Origin of the sequence: Vibrio mediterranei (assembly GCF_013364395.1) — a bacterium.
GTDB lineage: Bacteria > Pseudomonadota > Gammaproteobacteria > Enterobacterales > Vibrionaceae > Vibrio > Vibrio mediterranei.
Genome location: NZ_JABXGK010000004.1, coordinates 45,051 through 61,665 on the forward strand (window position 1 = coordinate 45,051; position 16,615 = coordinate 61,665).

Here is a 16,615-nt window from a genome sequence, read left to right on the forward strand (position 1 = left end):
TTGTCGTTACCCCACTTCTTTCGACTGAAATATCTTTAGTGCTGGCGGCAACAAAGTACTCAGAGATACTTGAAACGAGAGTTCAAATGCTTGGTAGCTTTTATCAAACCGCTGACGACCATGAACAATAGAGTGAATTTCGACATAACTAACGGTGGGTTCCTGTTCAAATCGTTCCAACATTTCGGCCAGCAGCGCTGTATTTTCACTGATACCAAACAATTTAAAGCGCTGTCCTCGCATACGAATCTTATCGATGTACACACCTTGAGGAATCAGGGCTGGAATCAGATTCATTACTGCTGTTGTTTTCCCCCGCTCCGCTTGCAGTGTTTGCACCAACTCTAGACGCTGCAGAAGATTTTCGTATTGAGTGGTTACATCCGATAGCTGATTCATCCGCAGCCTTTGCTCAGTGATAGCCTTTTGAAGATAGACAACACGCTGATTCTGAATCGCCACCTCCGACTCGAAATGGTGCAGCGCCAATGTAGAAATAAAGTAGCCACCTAATACAGCAGTGATGATCAATATTACAAAGCGCTGTCGGTGATGACGACGCTGCTGCTCACGCCAAGGCAGTAAATTAATCACTGACATTTAGTGCTCCTGAGTCCAGTGAATCGCGTTAAGCGCGATGCCCAACGCAGTAGCATAAGTACTGCCTAATTTATATTGGTTATCACTCAGCGAGGTGAGATAGTCACTGATGCACTCAACGCTCATATTGGTGCGGGTGGTAATCAAGTCCACCACATCGCTGTCTTGAACATGACCACCGGTAAGGAACAGCCCTCCAACTTGATGTCCTTCAAGCATGGAACGGAATAATTGTAATTGCGCACTCACTTTATGCAGCACGGTCCCAAACTGCGTTGAAATAGCGGAGTTATAAGGCGCTTGAATAGCGAGATGAGCGTCTTGATCGCACGTTATGCTCCAAGCTTTGTGCAGCTCTAAAGGCAGTTGAAGCGGCGGCAGTAATGACACATTTTTCTGTCCTACATCTAGTAACACCCAATTACTGAACTGTGGGTAGGTCGTCAACACTAACTTCTGAACACTGCGCAACGCATGAATATTAGTGCTAATCAGTTGTGGTTTAAAACCAAGTGCTTTTACTACTTGAATCCGATTATCAATGATATTGTGACGTGCTACATGAACTTGATAGGCTGCTGTCTCTTGATTGGGATGTGGCTCGTTTTGGGGGGGCACAGCGACATAGTCAATCGCTAAAGCCTCTGAATCATACGGCGTTTGATAGCTCATTGCTTGGTGAACGGCGTACTCAAGTTCATCATTAACAAGTCTAGCGTCTAGGTTAATCACTTTGCTCACCACGGTACTTTCTGGAATCGCTATGGCTGCCTGTTTACGGAAAATGGGCACGATCTTTCGGAGAATTTTAAGTTTCTTAACAGTTTCTTGATGTTTGAGCGTATAGGGATCAGCGAAAATGGCGGCGCAACCATTAAGCTCTAGTTGGTTTACAATTTTGATGTCAGAACCTTCATACGCCAGCACGACTGCTTTCGTACTGTGATGACCGATATCGATACCTGTAATCCATTTTCTTGCCATTTAAATAACCTCAACGAATGCATTAACAACGTGAAAAGGTTGAGATCGACGCTCAAATAAGCGTTAATTAACCCTAATAGGTAAATTTTTGGTCTAGAGTACAAGTAATTGCCTACCCATAACCTTAATTAATCAGGGAATCTCCGGTGAAGTTCATAAAGAGACTGTTGGTTTTTGCATTGATTTGCATGCTGCTTGGAGTCGGTACCATCTTCGGGTTTTACTACTACGTAAAACCTGAGTTACCCGACGTTGCAACGTTAAAAGATGTACAGCTACAAACTCCAATGCAGGTGTTTAGCCAAGATGGGAAGTTGATCGCACAGTTTGGCGAAAAGCGTCGTATTCCAATATCTTACGATGAGATCCCTCAAGAGCTTATCGATGCGCTGATTGCGACGGAAGACAGTCGCTACTACGACCACTATGGTTTTGACCCAATTGGTATTACACGTGCTGCAGTAGCCGTCATTGCTTCTGGTAGCGCGTCTCAAGGTGCGAGTACCATTACCCAACAGTTAGCTCGTAACTTCTTCTTATCTAATGAGAAGAAGGTCATGCGTAAAATTAAAGAGATCTTTATTGCGGTACACATTGAGCAATTGCTAAGCAAGCAAGAGATCATGGAGTTGTACGTCAATAAAATCTTCCTAGGTTATCGCTCATACGGCTTTGGTGCAGCAGCACAAGCTTATTTTGGACGCGACCTTAAAGATCTAACGCTAAGTGAAATTGCTGTGCTGGCTGGTTTGCCTAAAGCGCCATCAACAATGAACCCGATCTATTCGGTCGAACGTGCAACGCAGCGCCGCAACGTGGTGCTGTCTCGTATGTTGTCAGAGAAGTACATCACTCAAGCGCAATTTGATGAAGCTCGTGCCGAACCTATTATTTCTCAATATCATGGTGCAGAGATCGAACTCAGCGCACCTTATGTAGCAGAAATTGCTCGAGCTTGGATGGTAAATCGCTATGGTGAAGCAGCATATGAATCTGGTATGCGCATCACCACAACAATTGACTCTAAGCTGCAAAAAGCGGCTCATATTGCAGCCATCAAAAACTTGCTTAGCTACGATGAACGTCACGGTTATCGTGGTGCTGAAAAAGTACTTTGGAAACCAGACCAAACAGCAATGAGTCAAGAAGAGATCGCCAAACATCTTCGCAGCCAACCAACGTATGGCGAGCTACGCCCAGCCGTTGTTGAGAAGGTCGAAGGTAAAACAGCTACGGTATACGTTAAGAGCTACGGCGAGCAGACCATTGATTGGGACAACATGAAATGGGCACGTAAGTTTAGAACCGATGACCGTCAGGGCGATGCACCAAAAACAGCGTCAGATATCGTAGCGGTTGGTCAGCAAATTTGGGTACGCGCTGCCGATTTAGACGGTACGCCAGATGTGGCCCCTGAGGATAGAGAAGTACAAACCGAAGAAGGCGAGACACCAGAACCTGTAGCGATTACATGGCGCTTAAGCCAAGTTCCGAATGCAAATACCGCTTTCGTCGCTATCAACCCTGAAAATGGTGCTGTGCTTTCTTTAGTTGGTGGCTTTAACTTTGTTCACAGCAAGTTTAACCGTGCTACTCAGTCGGTGAGGCAAGTAGGTTCTAGTATCAAACCATTTATCTATGCCGCTGCATTGGATAAAGGGATGACACTGGCAAGCCTAGTCAATGATGCCCCAATCAACAAATGGGACAAGAGTGCAGGTACCGCATGGCGCCCGAAAAACTCACCACCGACCTATACTGGCCCTACTCGTCTAAGAATTGGTCTAGCACAATCTAAAAACGTCATGGCTGTACGCGTACTACGTGAAGTTGGTTTAGATGAAACTCGTGATTACCTGACTCGTTTTGGCTTTGATAAATCGAAGCTACCACGTTCAGAAACGATTGCTTTAGGTGCAGGTAGTTTGACACCTATCCAGATGGCACAAGGTTTCTCAGTGTTTGCCAATGGTGGCTACTATGTAGAGCCTTATTACATCAGTAAGGTTGAAGACCCATTTGGTAAGGTCGAGTTCGAAGCGAATCCAAAAGTAGTGTGTCACCAAAACTGTCCAGAAATGCAAGCACCAGAAATGAACAGTGCAAGCAATGATGACAACAGTGCAGCACCAAGCATTGAAGAAGCGACAAATGCGACAGAGCTAACACCAGTCGACATCGCTCAGTTCAATGAGGAGGACATGAACTCGGACGAACCACGCTATGCGCCAAAAGTTCTATCGGAACAAACTGCGTTCTTAACTCGAGAAATGCTCTACAGCAACGTCTGGGGTGGCGGTAACTGGCGAGAAGGCACTGGCTGGAACGGGACTGGTTGGCGAGCTCAGAAGCTCAAGCGTCGTGATATCGGCGGTAAAACCGGTACGACTAATGACTCGAAAGATGCATGGTACAACGGTTATGGTCCAGGTATTGTTGCCACTGCGTGGGTTGGCTTTGATGACCACCAGCGCAAGCTAGGTCGTACCACAGCAAACCCGAACCTAGGTAAAGACCAAATTACTGGCGCAGAAGCTGGTGCTAAGACTGCGCAACCAGCTTGGGTTGACTTTATGCATGTTGCTTTAGAAGGTCACCCTCAACAAGCGAAGCAAATCCCGAATGACATTACTCGTGTTCGTATTGATCGTGATTCAGGAATGCTAACCAATAAGACCGATGGTTCTACCATGTTTGAATACTTCAAAATTGGTACCGAACCAAAAGAGTATGTCCAAGACAGCCTTACTGACACCTTATATTCAAGCGATGAATCGGGTGGCGATAGTCTGTTCTAAGTTTGAACGATAAATAAGAAAAAAGGGGCGTTTACGCCCCTTTATGATATCTGAGAGTTGCTATTTAGAGCAGTCTCAAAGCTAGCCTGATCGTTAGCTTAAATACTCGGTAATCGCCTTAGCCAACTTTTCAAACCTTGCGCGAAGCGGCGAACCTGGTCGATAAGCAAGGACAATACTTCGAGAAGGCGTTGGATTAATCGCAGTCACATAACAAACACCATCTTTCACTTTTTCAGTCGGTAAGGAGAGCTCTGGCAATAAAGTAATACCTGCGCCAGCTGCCACCATATTTCGTAGCGTCTCAAGGCTCGTCGCTTTAAAACGCTCATCATCCCGAGCGCCAGCAGCAAAACAGAAACCTAACGCTTGGTCGCGTAAACAGTGTCCATCGCCTAATGAGAGTACGGTCTGGCCATTCAACTCTGCCATTTCGATCTGGTCCTTGTTAGCCCATTCATGATCACAAGGTACAGCCACACTCATTGGCTCGTTATATACTTCAATTTCTTTAAAAGGTGCCGTTTCGGGTACCGAAGCCAGAACTAAACAATCCAATTTACCCTCTTCCAACTGTCTTACTAGCTGATGAGTTTGCGCTTCATGCAAATAAAGCTCTAGCTCCGGAAACGCATCTTTCAGTTTAGGGATGATTTTAGGAAGTAAATAAGGTCCAACGGTGGGAATGAAACCAATGTGCATAGGTCCAGTCATTTCACCACTCTGCCCTGCCGCCATCTCACGAAAGGTTTTTACTTCTTTTAACACACGCTTAGCCTGCTCCACCAACTGCAAACCCGCATCGGTGAATAACACTCTTCGACTGCTGCGTTCGAGCAGTGACGTGCCAATTTCATCTTCGAGTTTACGAATTTGACCACTTAAGGTCGGTTGACTGACAAAACATGCCTCAGCAGCCTTACGAAAGTGCTTATGTTCCGCTAGAGCGACGAGGTACTCAAAATCGCGAATGTTCATTGCTGACTCCGATAGAATATAGCTATCGATACCATAACAATAAACGATTAGAACTATCAATCCATTTTTTTGATAATGGTCTCAACGAAGCACAGCAGTAAGCGCTAAGCTCACAGAGATTTTCAAGTTAATCGAATTTAAGATTCCATAAGGACAAGATTATGTTTGCATCTAAAGAAGGCCAAGCCGTTCCTCAAGTGACATTTCCAACTCGTCAAGGTGACGCATGGGTTAATGTAACCACTGATGAACTTTTTAAAGGTAAAACTGTTATCGTATTCAGCTTGCCGGGTGCTTTCACACCAACCTGTTCTTCTAGCCACTTGCCACGTTACAATGAACTGTTCCCAGTCTTCAAAGAACATGGCGTAGATGAAATTCTTTGTGTGTCTGTAAATGATACATTTGTAATGAACGCTTGGAAGAACGACCAAGAAGCAGAGAACATTACCTTCATCCCAGATGGCAATGGTGACTTCACTGAAGGCATGGGTATGCTGGTTGAGAAAAACGATCTTGGCTTTGGTAAGCGCTCATGGCGCTACAGCATGTTGGTGAAAGATGGCATCGTAGAAAAAATGTTCATCGAACCAAACGAGCCGGGCGACCCGTTCAAAGTCTCTGACGCAGATACTATGTTGGGCTACATTGCACCTGATTACCGAACTCAAGAATCAATTACAGTATTCAGTAAGCCTGGTTGTCCGTTCTGCATGAAAGCAAAACAGAACCTAATTGACCACGGCTTGCAGTATGAAGAGGTCATTCTGGGTAAGGATGCAACAACGGTAACACTGCGCGCTATTTCTGGTCGTACTACAGTTCCGCAAGTCTTTATCGGCGGTAAACACATTGGTGGTAGCGAAGAGCTAGAAGCTTATCTAGGCTAAAGCTTCTTACACTCAAACAGACACTAAAAAAGCGAGTCCCATATGGGCTCGCTTTTTGGTTTCATCTAAGGGTAGCTTTTGGCTTACTTTGTCTCAATTTCAGCAGCAATAACAGAAATCTCAACCAACAGCGCTTCACGCGCCATATCACCAGTCACACACGCACGAGCTGGAGCAAAACCAGCGGGAACCCAAGCATCCCATACTGCGTTCATTGCTTGGAAATCTTGCATGTCTTTTAGGTAGATAGTTGCCGACAGCATGTGCTCTTTGTCACTACCTGCTTCCAAAAGCAACGCTTCAACCTTATCGAGCATGGTTTGTGTCTGCTCTGTAATATCTTTCGTCGCGTCTGCACAAACCTGACCACATAGGTAAATCGTACCGTTGTGCTTAACAATGCGGCTCATGCGCTCTTTCGTATGGATGCGTTCAATCATTCTTCTCTTCTTAGTCTCAGAGGACGGCTTATAGTGAAACAGGAAAGCGTATTCTAACGGATTCGATAGAAGTTCAACACGGCTACACTGTGACATGCTTGGCGATAACAGAATTCAATCAAGGATTTGCCGAACGGCAGAAAGAAAAAAGCCCCGTAGTCAACCTTGACTCGGGGCCTTCTTAGATTCTTCTAAGAAAAAGCAGTGGTACTTTAATAGACCGCGCCTTTTCTTATTTGTTCCCAGAAAAATGATCTTTTTTTAAAATTTTTTCGATCTTTTTCTTACTCAGTTATTTTTCAATGATTTAGGCAACATTCATCTTAGTAATTATTTGCTCTACTAAGTTAACTTCCAACGCTACCTCATCACAAGCATGCTGTCTTGGACACTGATCACAGTCTTTCAGAACTTTCTCAGGCAATAGCGTCTTCGACGTTGGAATGAAATCATGCTTCATAAAGAACTCTGGCGTACGAGTTAGTACAAAGACCTTCTTAATCGCCATCTTACGCGCTTTCTCAACCAGGTGTTGCACAATAGCAGTACCTTGCCCTTGACCTTGCCAACCTGCTTCGACACCTAGTGAGCGAATTTCAGCCAGTCCTGAGTCATACACATACAAGGATGCACAGCCTGTTACTTCCCCATGATGTTCTGCTACCGCAAATGAGCCAATGTCACGCACCAATTCATTACGACTGCGCGGTAAGTTCTCTCCAAGGTTGGCCCAATAAGCCACCATGCTTTCCAAAGCATCGATATCAGTGAGTCTTGCAGAACGGACTTTCACTGCCGAGTTATCACGAGCACTTAGACGCTTTTCTGCCTGATCAACTGCATAAGCCACTTGCTGAGGCGCAACACCACCTAAGGCACTACGTTTCTCAAGACAGCTTTCAATAGTAAGAATGTCATACACGTCTTGTTCAATGACTGGAGAGAACTCTTGCAGCTCAGCAATAGATAATTCTTCTAGAGCACAGCCCTTAGCAATTGCACTCACCACCGCAACGCCAACAATATGGTGCGCCTCACGGAACGGAATACCTTTAGCTACCAGATAATCAGCAAGCTCGGTCGAGTTTGCGTAACCTTGCTTCGCCGCTTCAAGAGTACGTTCACCATTTACCTTGATACCATCAAAACACAGTGCTGCCATTTCCATGCAGTCGTTCCAGGTATCTAGTGCATCGAATAGACCTTCTTTGTCTTCCTGCATATCTTTGTTGTAAGCAAGTGGCAACGCCTTTACTGTCATCATCATGCCAGCCAATGAACCGTAGACACGGCCCGTTTTACCACGAATTAACTCAAGCGCATCCGGGTTCTTTTTCTGTGGCATTAGAGAAGAGCCAGACGTCACTGTATCTGCGAGCTCAATGAAATTAGATTCACCAGAATTGTAGAAGATCATGTCTTCAGCGAGACGAGATAGGTGCAACATCGAGATAGATGCGATAGACATCAGCTCCATAACATGGTCACGGTCTGATACGGAATCCAGACTATTACGTGTTGCTCTTCTGAAACCAAGGTTATGAGCTAGCTGCTCACGATCCATCGGATAAGCCGTCCCAGCAAGTGCTCCTGAGCCTAATGGGCATGTATCCAGACGCTTGATAGCATCTTCCAAACGCGAATAATCACGCTCAAACATCTCTACGTAAGCCAAACACCAATGTGCAAATGTCACCGGTTGAGCACGCTGCAAGTGAGTGTAGCCAGGAAGCACAGTATCTTGATGGACTCTCGCCACCTCAACCATTTGCGATTGCAGTCTATCTAAACCGAGTAATAGCTGTTGACCTTGCTGACGACACCATAACTTTAGATCGGTCGCTACTTGGTCATTACGAGAACGTCCAGTATGCAGTTTTTTGCCGAGGTCGCCGACTTTGCCAATAAGCTGTTGTTCAACCCAGCTATGAATATCTTCCGCATCAGAGCGTAAGATTTGCTTAGGATTTTCCATGACCTCAAGCTTAAGTTCGTTTAATGCTAACTCAAGCTTTTGCTGTTCTTCCTCAGTTAATACATCCACCGATACCAACGCTTTTGACCAAGCAATTGAGCCAACAATGTCTTGCTCAGCAAGTCGGTAGTCAAAGCGCAATGAATCATTAAAGTCTTTGAATCTCGTATCTGCTGCTTGGGTAAATCTTCCGCCCCATAATGCCATCGTGTCTCTCCTAACTGCTCAATCTTCACTGCTTTGTTCGGCTTGAATCTGATGCAACTCAGTTTCTTTATTGTTAGGGTTCAACTTACGGCAAATTGAATTAAAAATAAAGTAAAAATTCATTTATTTCACATAAATATTCAAAATAAATCAATTTAGTGACTGGCGTTGCGGCAAAAAACAAGAAACCCATTTGATATCAAATGGGTTTCGTTATTTCAATCAGTATAGCGAAGCATGCGATCTCATGCAGGGTGATATGAGATTACTTTCTCTTCACTTCGTTAAGAGCACGGATACGGCTTGAAAGTGAGTACAGGCGGATAAAGCCTTCTGCATGACTTTGGTCATACACTTCATCTTCACCAAACGTCGCAAACTCTTCGCAGTACAGGCTGTTCACACTGCGTTTTTGCGTCACAATCGCTTGACCTTTGTATAGTTTGATAACAACTTCGCCGTTAACGTCTTGAGCAAGCTCTTCTGACGCCGCGAGAATTGACTTACATAGCGGTGTAAACCAACGACCATCATAGACAAGGTGCGACGCTTTAATGCCTAGCTCTTCACGGAACTCAAACGACGTTTTATCCAAAACAAGTTGCTCAACCGCACGTAGCGCTTCCATCATAATAGTGCCCCCCGGAGTTTCATAACAACCACGAGACTTCATACCAACCAAACGGTTTTCAACGATATCAATACGACCAACACCGTGCTTCGCGCCTTTTTCATTTAGGTACACTAGCGCATTGTATGGCGTCATTTGCTCGCCATCGACAGCAACGACTTCACCTTGTTTCACTTCTAAAGTCACATACTCCGCCTCGTTTGGCGCTTGCTCTGGGTCAACAGTCCATACCCAGCAATCTTCATTTGGCGCATTCCAAGTATCTTCTAGAACACCACCTTCTGTAGAGATATGCCATGCGTTCGCATCACGTGAGTAAATCTTGGTCAGAGAAGCAGTACACGGAATGTTACGCTCTGCCAGATAGTCTAAGCACTCCTCACGGCTAACGAGATCCCATTCACGCCAAGGTGCTATCACTTTTAGGTCAGGGGCAAGCGCTGCGAATGCACCTTCAAAACGAACTTGGTCATTACCCTTACCTGTACAGCCATGACACAGTGCGTCCGCGCCTACTTTACGTGCCACTTCAACCTGAGCCTTCGCAATGATAGGACGTGCCATTGACGTGCCTAGTAGATATTTGCCTTCGTAATACGCACCCGTTTTTAACGTAGGGAAGATATAATCTGCGACCATTTCTTCTTTAAGGTCAGCGATGTAACACTCTGATGCACCCGATGCTTTGGCTTTTTCTTCAATGCCGATAAGCTCTTCTTCGCCCTGACCAACATCCGCCACAAATGCTACAACTTCACAGTCATAGTTTTCTTTTAGCCATGGAATGATCACAGACGTATCCAGACCGCCGGAATAGGCTACAACAACTTTTTTTACAGATGGTTTGCTCATGTTTCTCTCCTTGTCCGAGCCTGATTTTGGCGGTCAGTGCCTCGGGTTACTCAACTATTCAGATAACTGTTTTAACAAAAATTAATTGGGTACGAACTGGGTGCCGATGCTTTTACCAGCAAACAATTCGACTAACTTATTCGGATAGCGCCACGTGGCGACTTCGATTGGACGGCCAAGATCGTTCGCCGCTTCCAGAGCAGCTTGAACTTTAACGATCATGCCGTCGGTAATCACTTTGCCTTCAATCAAGGCATCCGCCTCTTGCTGAGTTAAGCTCGACAACAAATGACCTTTGCCATCTAATACTCCACTCACGTCAGAGAGCAGGACTAATTCCGCATCTAATGCACCTGCTACAGCAACAGCCGCTTGGTCCGCATTAATATTCATTAGCTGACCTTGGTTATCAAGACCGATGGAGCTAATGATAGGCAGAGCACCGGTTTTGAGGACAGCTTGTAATACCGCAGGGTTACCTGGTTTCGCACTACCAACAGCACCTAGTTCAGGATCTAACTCGCTCACTTCACACAAGCCGCCATCAGCAAGGCTCAAACCTACCGCATTAATACCCGCTTTGATGGCATCACCTTGAAGCAACTTGTTGGCCGTACCAGCCAGTGCGCCAGCAATTAATGGAATTTGGTCGTAAGGAGTAACACGTAGCCCTTGCTTTTTTACTGTTGGAAGATTCAATTGCTTCATTAAATCATCCACCAGGTAGCCACCACCATGAACAATCACAATCTCTCGTTGTGCTTGTTTCTGATAGTCGGAGATTGCTGCAAACAGTTGCCCCAGTGTCTTTGAACAAGACAGCGCAGCACCACCTAATTTGATAACTAATGGTGTATTTTGATTACTCATTCCGCGTTCCTCGCTCTAGATAAGTGCCGTTAACTGGGCAAACTGGTTTTTAATGTTTAGGCACTGCATTGCTTGGCTCGATGCCCCTTTTAGCAAGTTATCAATGGCTGAAACAACGATGATATGTTGACCCTGTAGCTTCCAACCTAAGTCGCAGAAAGGGGTGTTCTCAACATCTTGAATTCTTGGAATCACATTACCTTTAACGCGTACACCAGGCTGTCCTTGATACGCTGACGCGAATGCAGCTTCCACTTGTTCCTCAGTCACACCCTCATTGAGCTTCATGGTAATCGTTGCAAGGATGCCACGTTTAAAGTTGCCTAAATGAGGCGTAAAGATCACATCACAACCTAAGTGCGTAGCAATCTCTGGCTGATGTCTGTGATTGAACAACCCGTATGGTTGCAGGCTCACTTCACAAAAACTATTGGTCATGGTCGCTTTGCGGCCCGCACCTGTCACTCCACTAGTGGCGTTAATCACTGGCCACATTTGGGTATCGATAATGCCAGCTTCCAGCAAGGGCTTAATCGCCAGTTGCGAAGCGGTTGGATAACATCCCGGAACAGCAACTAATTGAGCCTGCTCGATATCTTGTGCATTCCATTCAGCTAAGCCATACGCCGCCTTGTCCAACCAGCTTTCATTTTGATGCTCAAAGCCGTAGAACGTGGTATAAAAATCGTCGGCTTTAACCCTATAAGCACCTGATAAGTCAAACACTTGGCAACCATGTTCTAAAAATTCTGGTGCCAAGTCATGACTGACTTCATGCGCTGTGGCAAGAAAAACAATATCGCATTCACTTGCCGCCTTTTTGACGTCGTTTAATGGTTGAACCGACATATCGACTAAGCCTGCAAGTTTGCCATGCAGTTGTGAAATCGGCTTACCTGCATCCACACTATTGGCGGACACGTATAAACCTGATAGCGTGAGTTCAGGGTGTTTTGTGACCATAAGAGCGAGCTCCGCTCCTGTGTATCCTGTTGCGCCAATAATGGTGGTTTTCAGCATTTCTCTACATCCGTTAATGAGTCTGTTGAACTAGGCTTGTTATATCGGTTTATGAATATGGCAACTAATGACTATAAATATAAAAAAAAGCTCTTTAATTGATTTTTTATTCATTAATTTTGATTTAATATGTGTTTTACCGTCTTAAGATTAATCTGTCAACAGTAGAAGCGAAGATAATATGCAATTACCCAGTTTTTTAGAGGTCTACAAAGGCCTAATTAGCACTCCTTCGATCAGCTCCACCGATCCGAGTTGGGACCATGGCAATGCAAAAGTCATCGAAAAGCTGGCGACTTGGATGAAGGATCTTGGCTTTGACGTTGAAGTTATCGAGGTAGAGCCAAACAAATTCAATATGATTGCGAAGAAGGGCCAAGGTGAAGGTGGCTTACTCTTAGCTGGCCATAGCGATACCGTACCTTTTGATGAAGGCCGTTGGAGCTTTAACCCTCATGAACTAACCGAAGCCAACGATCGTTTCTATGGTCTAGGAACGGCAGATATGAAGGGCTTCTTCGCCTTCATTTACGAGGCAGTGAAGAAAATTGATTGGAGCAAACAGACCAAACCTCTTTATGTCTTGGCCACGTGCGATGAAGAAACCACAATGCTTGGCGCACGACACTTTACGGATAATGCACCTTTCAAACCTGATTATTGCATTATTGGCGAACCAACCAGCTTGGTGCCTATCCGCGGTCATAAGGGGCATGTAGCTAACGCCATTCGTGTAACAGGAAAGTCCGGTCACTCGTCAGATCCTGCGCTTGGCGTTAATGCGATTGAGATTATGCACGAAGTGTTGTTTGCCATGATGAAGCTGCGTGATCGCTTAATCAAAGAATACCATCACCCTGGATTTGCAATACCTAGCCCAACCTTGAACCTTGGACATATTCACGGTGGTGACAGTGCCAATCGCATTTGTGGCTGCTGTGAGCTGCATTATGACGTCAGACCGCTACCGGGAATTAGCTTAGATGGACTGGATAATTTGTTACGAGATGCATTAAAAGAAGTCGAAGCTAAATGGCCAGGCAGGTTATCCATCACTGCGTTGCATGAACCTATTCCCGGATACGAGTGCGATCACCATCATCCGTTTGTTGGTGGCATGGAGGCACTGTGCGAAATCCCGTCAGAAACGGTTAACTACTGTACTGAAGCACCGTTCTTACAGCAATTGTGCCCTACTTTGGTGCTTGGGCCAGGCTCTATTGACCAAGCACACCAACCTGATGAGTTCTTGAGTTTCGATTTTATCGATCCAACCATCAATATTTTGGCTAAATCTATACGCCAATATTGTTTCGAGTAACTTACAAGCTGTAATAAAATTTCAACAATTCAATGAATAAAGTTCACTAAGTGTGCGGATTTCGTGCCAACACGATAAACGCAAACTTGGTTTACTTTATTTGACTCGCACTAGCATTTTTAGCTAGATTGTGAGGCTGAGAAGGAATAATGGATGTAGTTAAATTACAAGGCAGGACGACTATGAACGAAAAATATGCCCCATTGAAGAGCAATGTTAGGATGCTAGGGCACTTGTTGGGTAACACCATCAAGGAAGCGCATGGAGACGAGATTCTCGAGAAAGTAGAGAAAATTCGTAAGCTTTCCAAATCCGTTGTGCGTGCAGGCAATGAAGCCGATCGTGAATTACTAATTGAAGAGATTACCAACCTGCCGAATGAGCAACTCACACCTGTCGCTCGTGCATTCAACCAATTTCTAAATTTGACCAACATTGCCGATCAATACCACACCATTTCACGTAGCTGTGAAGCAGATGTGTGTGAACCGGATCCAATTTCGTCATTATTTTCAAAACTAAGCCAAGAAAACATCAGCAAGCTCGATAGCGCTCAAGCGGTTCGTGATCTTAATATCGAACTTGTGCTAACGGCTCACCCAACCGAAATCACTCGTCGCACCATGATTAACAAGCTGGTGAAAATCAATGAGTGCTTATCTAAATTAGAGCTAAACGAACTTTCGGTTAAAGAACGTAAAAGAACCGAGCGTCGTCTGGAACAATTGATTGCCCAAAGCTGGCACTCAGATGTAATTCGTCAGCAACGCCCAACGCCACTTGATGAAGCAAAATGGGGCTTTGCGGTTGTTGAAAACTCGCTTTGGGAAGCAGTACCAGAATTCTTACGGGAATTTGATGAGAAGCTGAAAGGCTTCCTTGGTGAAGGTCTGCCTATTGATGCGCGTCCAGTGCATTTCTCATCTTGGATGGGGGGCGATCGCGACGGTAACCCATTTGTGACTCACAAGATTACGCGTGAAGTCATGCTTCTCTCTCGCTGGAAAGCAGCAGAACTTTACCTGAAAGATTTCCAAGAGCTGATCACTGAGCTCTCGATGGTCAAATGTAACGACCAAGTTCGTGAGCTTGCTGGCGAACAGCACGAACCATACCGTGCAATTCTAAAACCAGTACGTACGTTGTTAATGAATACCCTTGAAGTGATTGAAGCACAAATCAATCGTCAAGAGGTGCCAAACAAACCGATTCTCGAAGATGCCGACCAACTTTGGCAACCGCTAATGGCGTGTTACAAGTCACTGCGTGAAAGCGGTATGGCTATCGTTGCCGACGGTTCACTGCTGGATACCCTACGCCGTGTTAAAGCGTTTGGTGTACACCTAGTACGTCTCGATATTCGTCAAGAAAGCACTCGTCACTCAGATGTTATCTCTGAGCTTACTCGCTACCTAGGTCTAGGCGACTACGACCAGTGGAGCGAGCAAGACAAAGTATCTTTCCTTATTAATGAGTTGAGCTCTAAGCGTCCATTGCTTCCTCGTGATTGGGAGCCATCGGAAGACGTTCAAGAAGTATTGGATACTTGCCGTGTTATCGCTTCACAATCTCGCGAAGCCTTCGGAGCCTATGTCATTTCTATGGCACGTACTGCCTCCGATGTACTGGCTGTACACCTAATTCTTCAAGAGTGTGGTTGTAAGTTCCGTATGGACGTGTGTCCGCTCTTTGAAACGCTAGACGACCTGAATAATTCTGAAGCTGTTATGAAGCAGCTGTTCGATATCGACTGGTATCGCGGCTACATTCAAAACCATCAAATGGTAATGATTGGTTACTCAGACTCTGCTAAAGATGCCGGTGTTATGTCGGCAGGCTGGGCACAGTACAGCGCTATGGAATCCTTGGTCGAAGTGGGTGAACAGGCCGGTATCGATATTACCCTCTTCCATGGTCGTGGCGGTACCATCGGTCGTGGTGGTGCGCCTGCACACGCAGCACTGTTGTCTCAGCCACCTAAGAGTCTGAAAGGCGGCTTACGCGTAACTGAGCAAGGCGAGATGATCCGCTTTAAGCTTGGTTTACCAGAGATTGCTGTAAACAGCTTTAACTTATACGCCAGTGCGATTCTAGAAGCTAACCTTCTGCCACCACCAGAACCAAAACAGGCATGGCGTGACCTAATGGAAGTGCTCTCTGAAGTGTCTTGCGAAGCTTATCGTAAAGTAGTTCGTGGTGAACCTGACTTTGTTCCGTACTTCCGTCAAGCTACCCCTGAACTTGAGCTGGGTAAACTACCACTAGGTTCTCGTCCTGCGAAACGTAACCCTAATGGCGGCGTAGAAAGCTTACGTGCGATTCCTTGGATTTTCTCATGGAGTCAAAACCGCTTAGTTCTGCCTGCTTGGTTGGGGGCCGGAGAAGCGATTCAATACTCCATTGATAAAGGTCACCAAGCTCTGCTGGAAGAAATGTGTCGTGAATGGCCATTCTTTTCGACTCGTCTTGGTATGTTAGAGATGGTGTACACCAAGTGTAATATGGAAATCTCACGCTATTATGACCAACGCTTGGCCGCACCAGAGCTATTACCATTGGGTGATAAACTGCGAGCTCAACTGCAGCAAGACATTAAAGCGGTACTTAATGTAGAGAACCATAACCACCTAATGCAGAGTGATCCTTGGGGTCAAGAATCAATTCGCTTGCGCAACACCTATGTCGAACCACTCAATATGCTTCAAGCTGAGCTGTTGTATCGCACTCGTCAAAGCGAAGACACTGAAGCTGAACTAGAAGAAGCACTCATGGTAACTATCGCTGGCATCGCAGCAGGCATGCGAAACACCGGTTAGACGATATATTATTTTACAAAAAAGACAAAAGGTCGCACATTGCGGCCTTTTATTTTTAGTGGCATACTTATTGAGAGTTTTGTTAGTTTTTTGAAGTGGTATCACGTTCTATTCCACTTCTTGCTTATAGAATTCGATATACTTACTTACCACTGTTCGATAAAACAAAAATACTATTATATCGACAGTGCGGGTCACGTGATCACGTGGCTTCCTAGGTGACAAAGGCTTAA

12 protein-coding genes are annotated in these 16,615 nt (G+C 45.4%); 4 read left to right on the plus strand and 8 right to left on the minus strand.

The window, feature by feature from the left end; genetic code table 11:
• Window positions 1–6: 6 nt before the first annotated feature.
• Together HOP38_RS14915 and pilM are read right to left on the minus strand one after the other, a co-directional pair.
• Window positions 7–600: a PilN domain-containing protein gene (locus HOP38_RS14915; protein ID WP_006071134.1), complete on the minus strand. Its 594-nt coding sequence runs from the start codon at window positions 598–600 to the stop codon at window positions 7–9.
• Window positions 601–1,584, minus strand: coding sequence for a pilus assembly protein PilM (gene pilM, locus HOP38_RS14920; protein ID WP_198558383.1), 984 nt, complete (start codon window positions 1,582–1,584; stop codon window positions 601–603).
• A gap of 146 nt (window positions 1,585–1,730) precedes the next feature.
• Between pilM and HOP38_RS14925 the strand changes: the two genes are divergently transcribed.
• Complete coding sequence (locus tag HOP38_RS14925; protein WP_198558384.1) at window positions 1,731–4,382, plus strand: penicillin-binding protein 1A; 2,652 nt, start codon at window positions 1,731–1,733, stop codon at window positions 4,380–4,382.
• Between the two features lie 93 nt (window positions 4,383–4,475).
• On the opposite strand, the gene oxyR is transcribed toward HOP38_RS14925, so the two are convergent.
• Complete coding sequence (oxyR, locus tag HOP38_RS14930; protein ID WP_006071140.1) at window positions 4,476–5,360, minus strand: DNA-binding transcriptional regulator OxyR; 885 nt, start codon at window positions 5,358–5,360, stop codon at window positions 4,476–4,478.
• Window positions 5,361–5,521: 161 nt separating this feature from the next.
• Here oxyR and HOP38_RS14935 point away from each other — a divergent pair, with 161 nt between their 5' ends.
• On the plus strand, window positions 5,522–6,250 hold the full coding sequence (locus tag HOP38_RS14935; RefSeq protein ID WP_006071142.1) for a redoxin family protein: 729 nt from the start codon (window positions 5,522–5,524) through the stop codon (window positions 6,248–6,250).
• An 83-nt stretch (window positions 6,251–6,333) separates the two neighbouring features.
• Here the strand turns inward: HOP38_RS14935 and HOP38_RS14940 are convergent, their stop codons facing one another.
• From HOP38_RS14940 to argC, 5 genes are all read right to left on the minus strand, one after another.
• Entirely contained in the window at window positions 6,334–6,690 is a 357-nt protein-coding gene (locus HOP38_RS14940) for a RidA family protein (RefSeq protein ID WP_006071144.1), read from the minus strand.
• A 307-nt stretch (window positions 6,691–6,997) separates the two neighbouring features.
• Window positions 6,998–8,872, minus strand: a complete 1,875-nt coding sequence (gene argH / locus HOP38_RS14945) for an argininosuccinate lyase (RefSeq protein ID WP_006071145.1) — start codon at window positions 8,870–8,872, stop codon at window positions 6,998–7,000.
• Window positions 8,873–9,137: 265 nt separating this feature from the next.
• Window positions 9,138–10,355 (minus strand): argininosuccinate synthase, encoded by a 1,218-nt coding sequence (locus HOP38_RS14950; protein ID WP_006071150.1) that lies wholly within the window; start codon window positions 10,353–10,355, stop codon window positions 9,138–9,140.
• Between the two features lie 81 nt (window positions 10,356–10,436).
• On the minus strand, window positions 10,437–11,225 hold the full coding sequence (argB, locus tag HOP38_RS14955; protein ID WP_198558385.1) for an acetylglutamate kinase: 789 nt from the start codon (window positions 11,223–11,225) through the stop codon (window positions 10,437–10,439).
• A gap of 15 nt (window positions 11,226–11,240) precedes the next feature.
• Window positions 11,241–12,245 (minus strand): N-acetyl-gamma-glutamyl-phosphate reductase, encoded by a 1,005-nt coding sequence (gene argC, locus HOP38_RS14960; RefSeq protein ID WP_062463063.1) that lies wholly within the window; start codon window positions 12,243–12,245, stop codon window positions 11,241–11,243.
• 181 nt (window positions 12,246–12,426) lie between these two features.
• Between argC and argE the strand changes: the two genes are divergently transcribed.
• A complete protein-coding gene (gene argE / locus HOP38_RS14965) occupies window positions 12,427–13,566 on the plus strand; it encodes an acetylornithine deacetylase (RefSeq protein WP_038230971.1) in 1,140 nt (379 codons plus the stop codon).
• 182 nt (window positions 13,567–13,748) lie between these two features.
• The gene (ppc, locus tag HOP38_RS14970; protein WP_038222284.1) at window positions 13,749–16,382 is read left to right on the plus strand and encodes a phosphoenolpyruvate carboxylase; all 2,634 of its coding nucleotides are present in this window, start codon (window positions 13,749–13,751) and stop codon (window positions 16,380–16,382) included.
• Window positions 16,383–16,615 lie beyond the last annotated feature (233 nt).

Coding starts and splice junctions, on each gene's coding strand:
- HOP38_RS14940 (WP_006071144.1), bottom strand. CDS start 6,690: ATGATTGAACGCATCCATACGAAAGAGCGCATGAGCCGCATTGTTAAG.
- argB (WP_198558385.1), bottom strand. CDS start 11,225: ATGAGTAATCAAAATACACCATTAGTTATCAAATTAGGTGGTGCTGCG.
- oxyR (WP_006071140.1), bottom strand. CDS start 5,360: ATGAACATTCGCGATTTTGAGTACCTCGTCGCTCTAGCGGAACATAAG.
- HOP38_RS14915 (WP_006071134.1), bottom strand. CDS start 600: ATGTCAGTGATTAATTTACTGCCTTGGCGTGAGCAGCAGCGTCGTCAT.
- HOP38_RS14935 (WP_006071142.1), top strand. CDS start 5,522: ATGTTTGCATCTAAAGAAGGCCAAGCCGTTCCTCAAGTGACATTTCCA.
- ppc (WP_038222284.1), top strand. CDS start 13,749: ATGAACGAAAAATATGCCCCATTGAAGAGCAATGTTAGGATGCTAGGG.
- pilM (WP_198558383.1), bottom strand. CDS start 1,584: ATGGCAAGAAAATGGATTACAGGTATCGATATCGGTCATCACAGTACG.
- argC (WP_062463063.1), bottom strand. CDS start 12,245: ATGCTGAAAACCACCATTATTGGCGCAACAGGATACACAGGAGCGGAG.
- argH (WP_006071145.1), bottom strand. CDS start 8,872: ATGGCATTATGGGGCGGAAGATTTACCCAAGCAGCAGATACGAGATTC.
- argE (WP_038230971.1), top strand. CDS start 12,427: ATGCAATTACCCAGTTTTTTAGAGGTCTACAAAGGCCTAATTAGCACT.
- HOP38_RS14950 (WP_006071150.1), bottom strand. CDS start 10,355: ATGAGCAAACCATCTGTAAAAAAAGTTGTTGTAGCCTATTCCGGCGGT.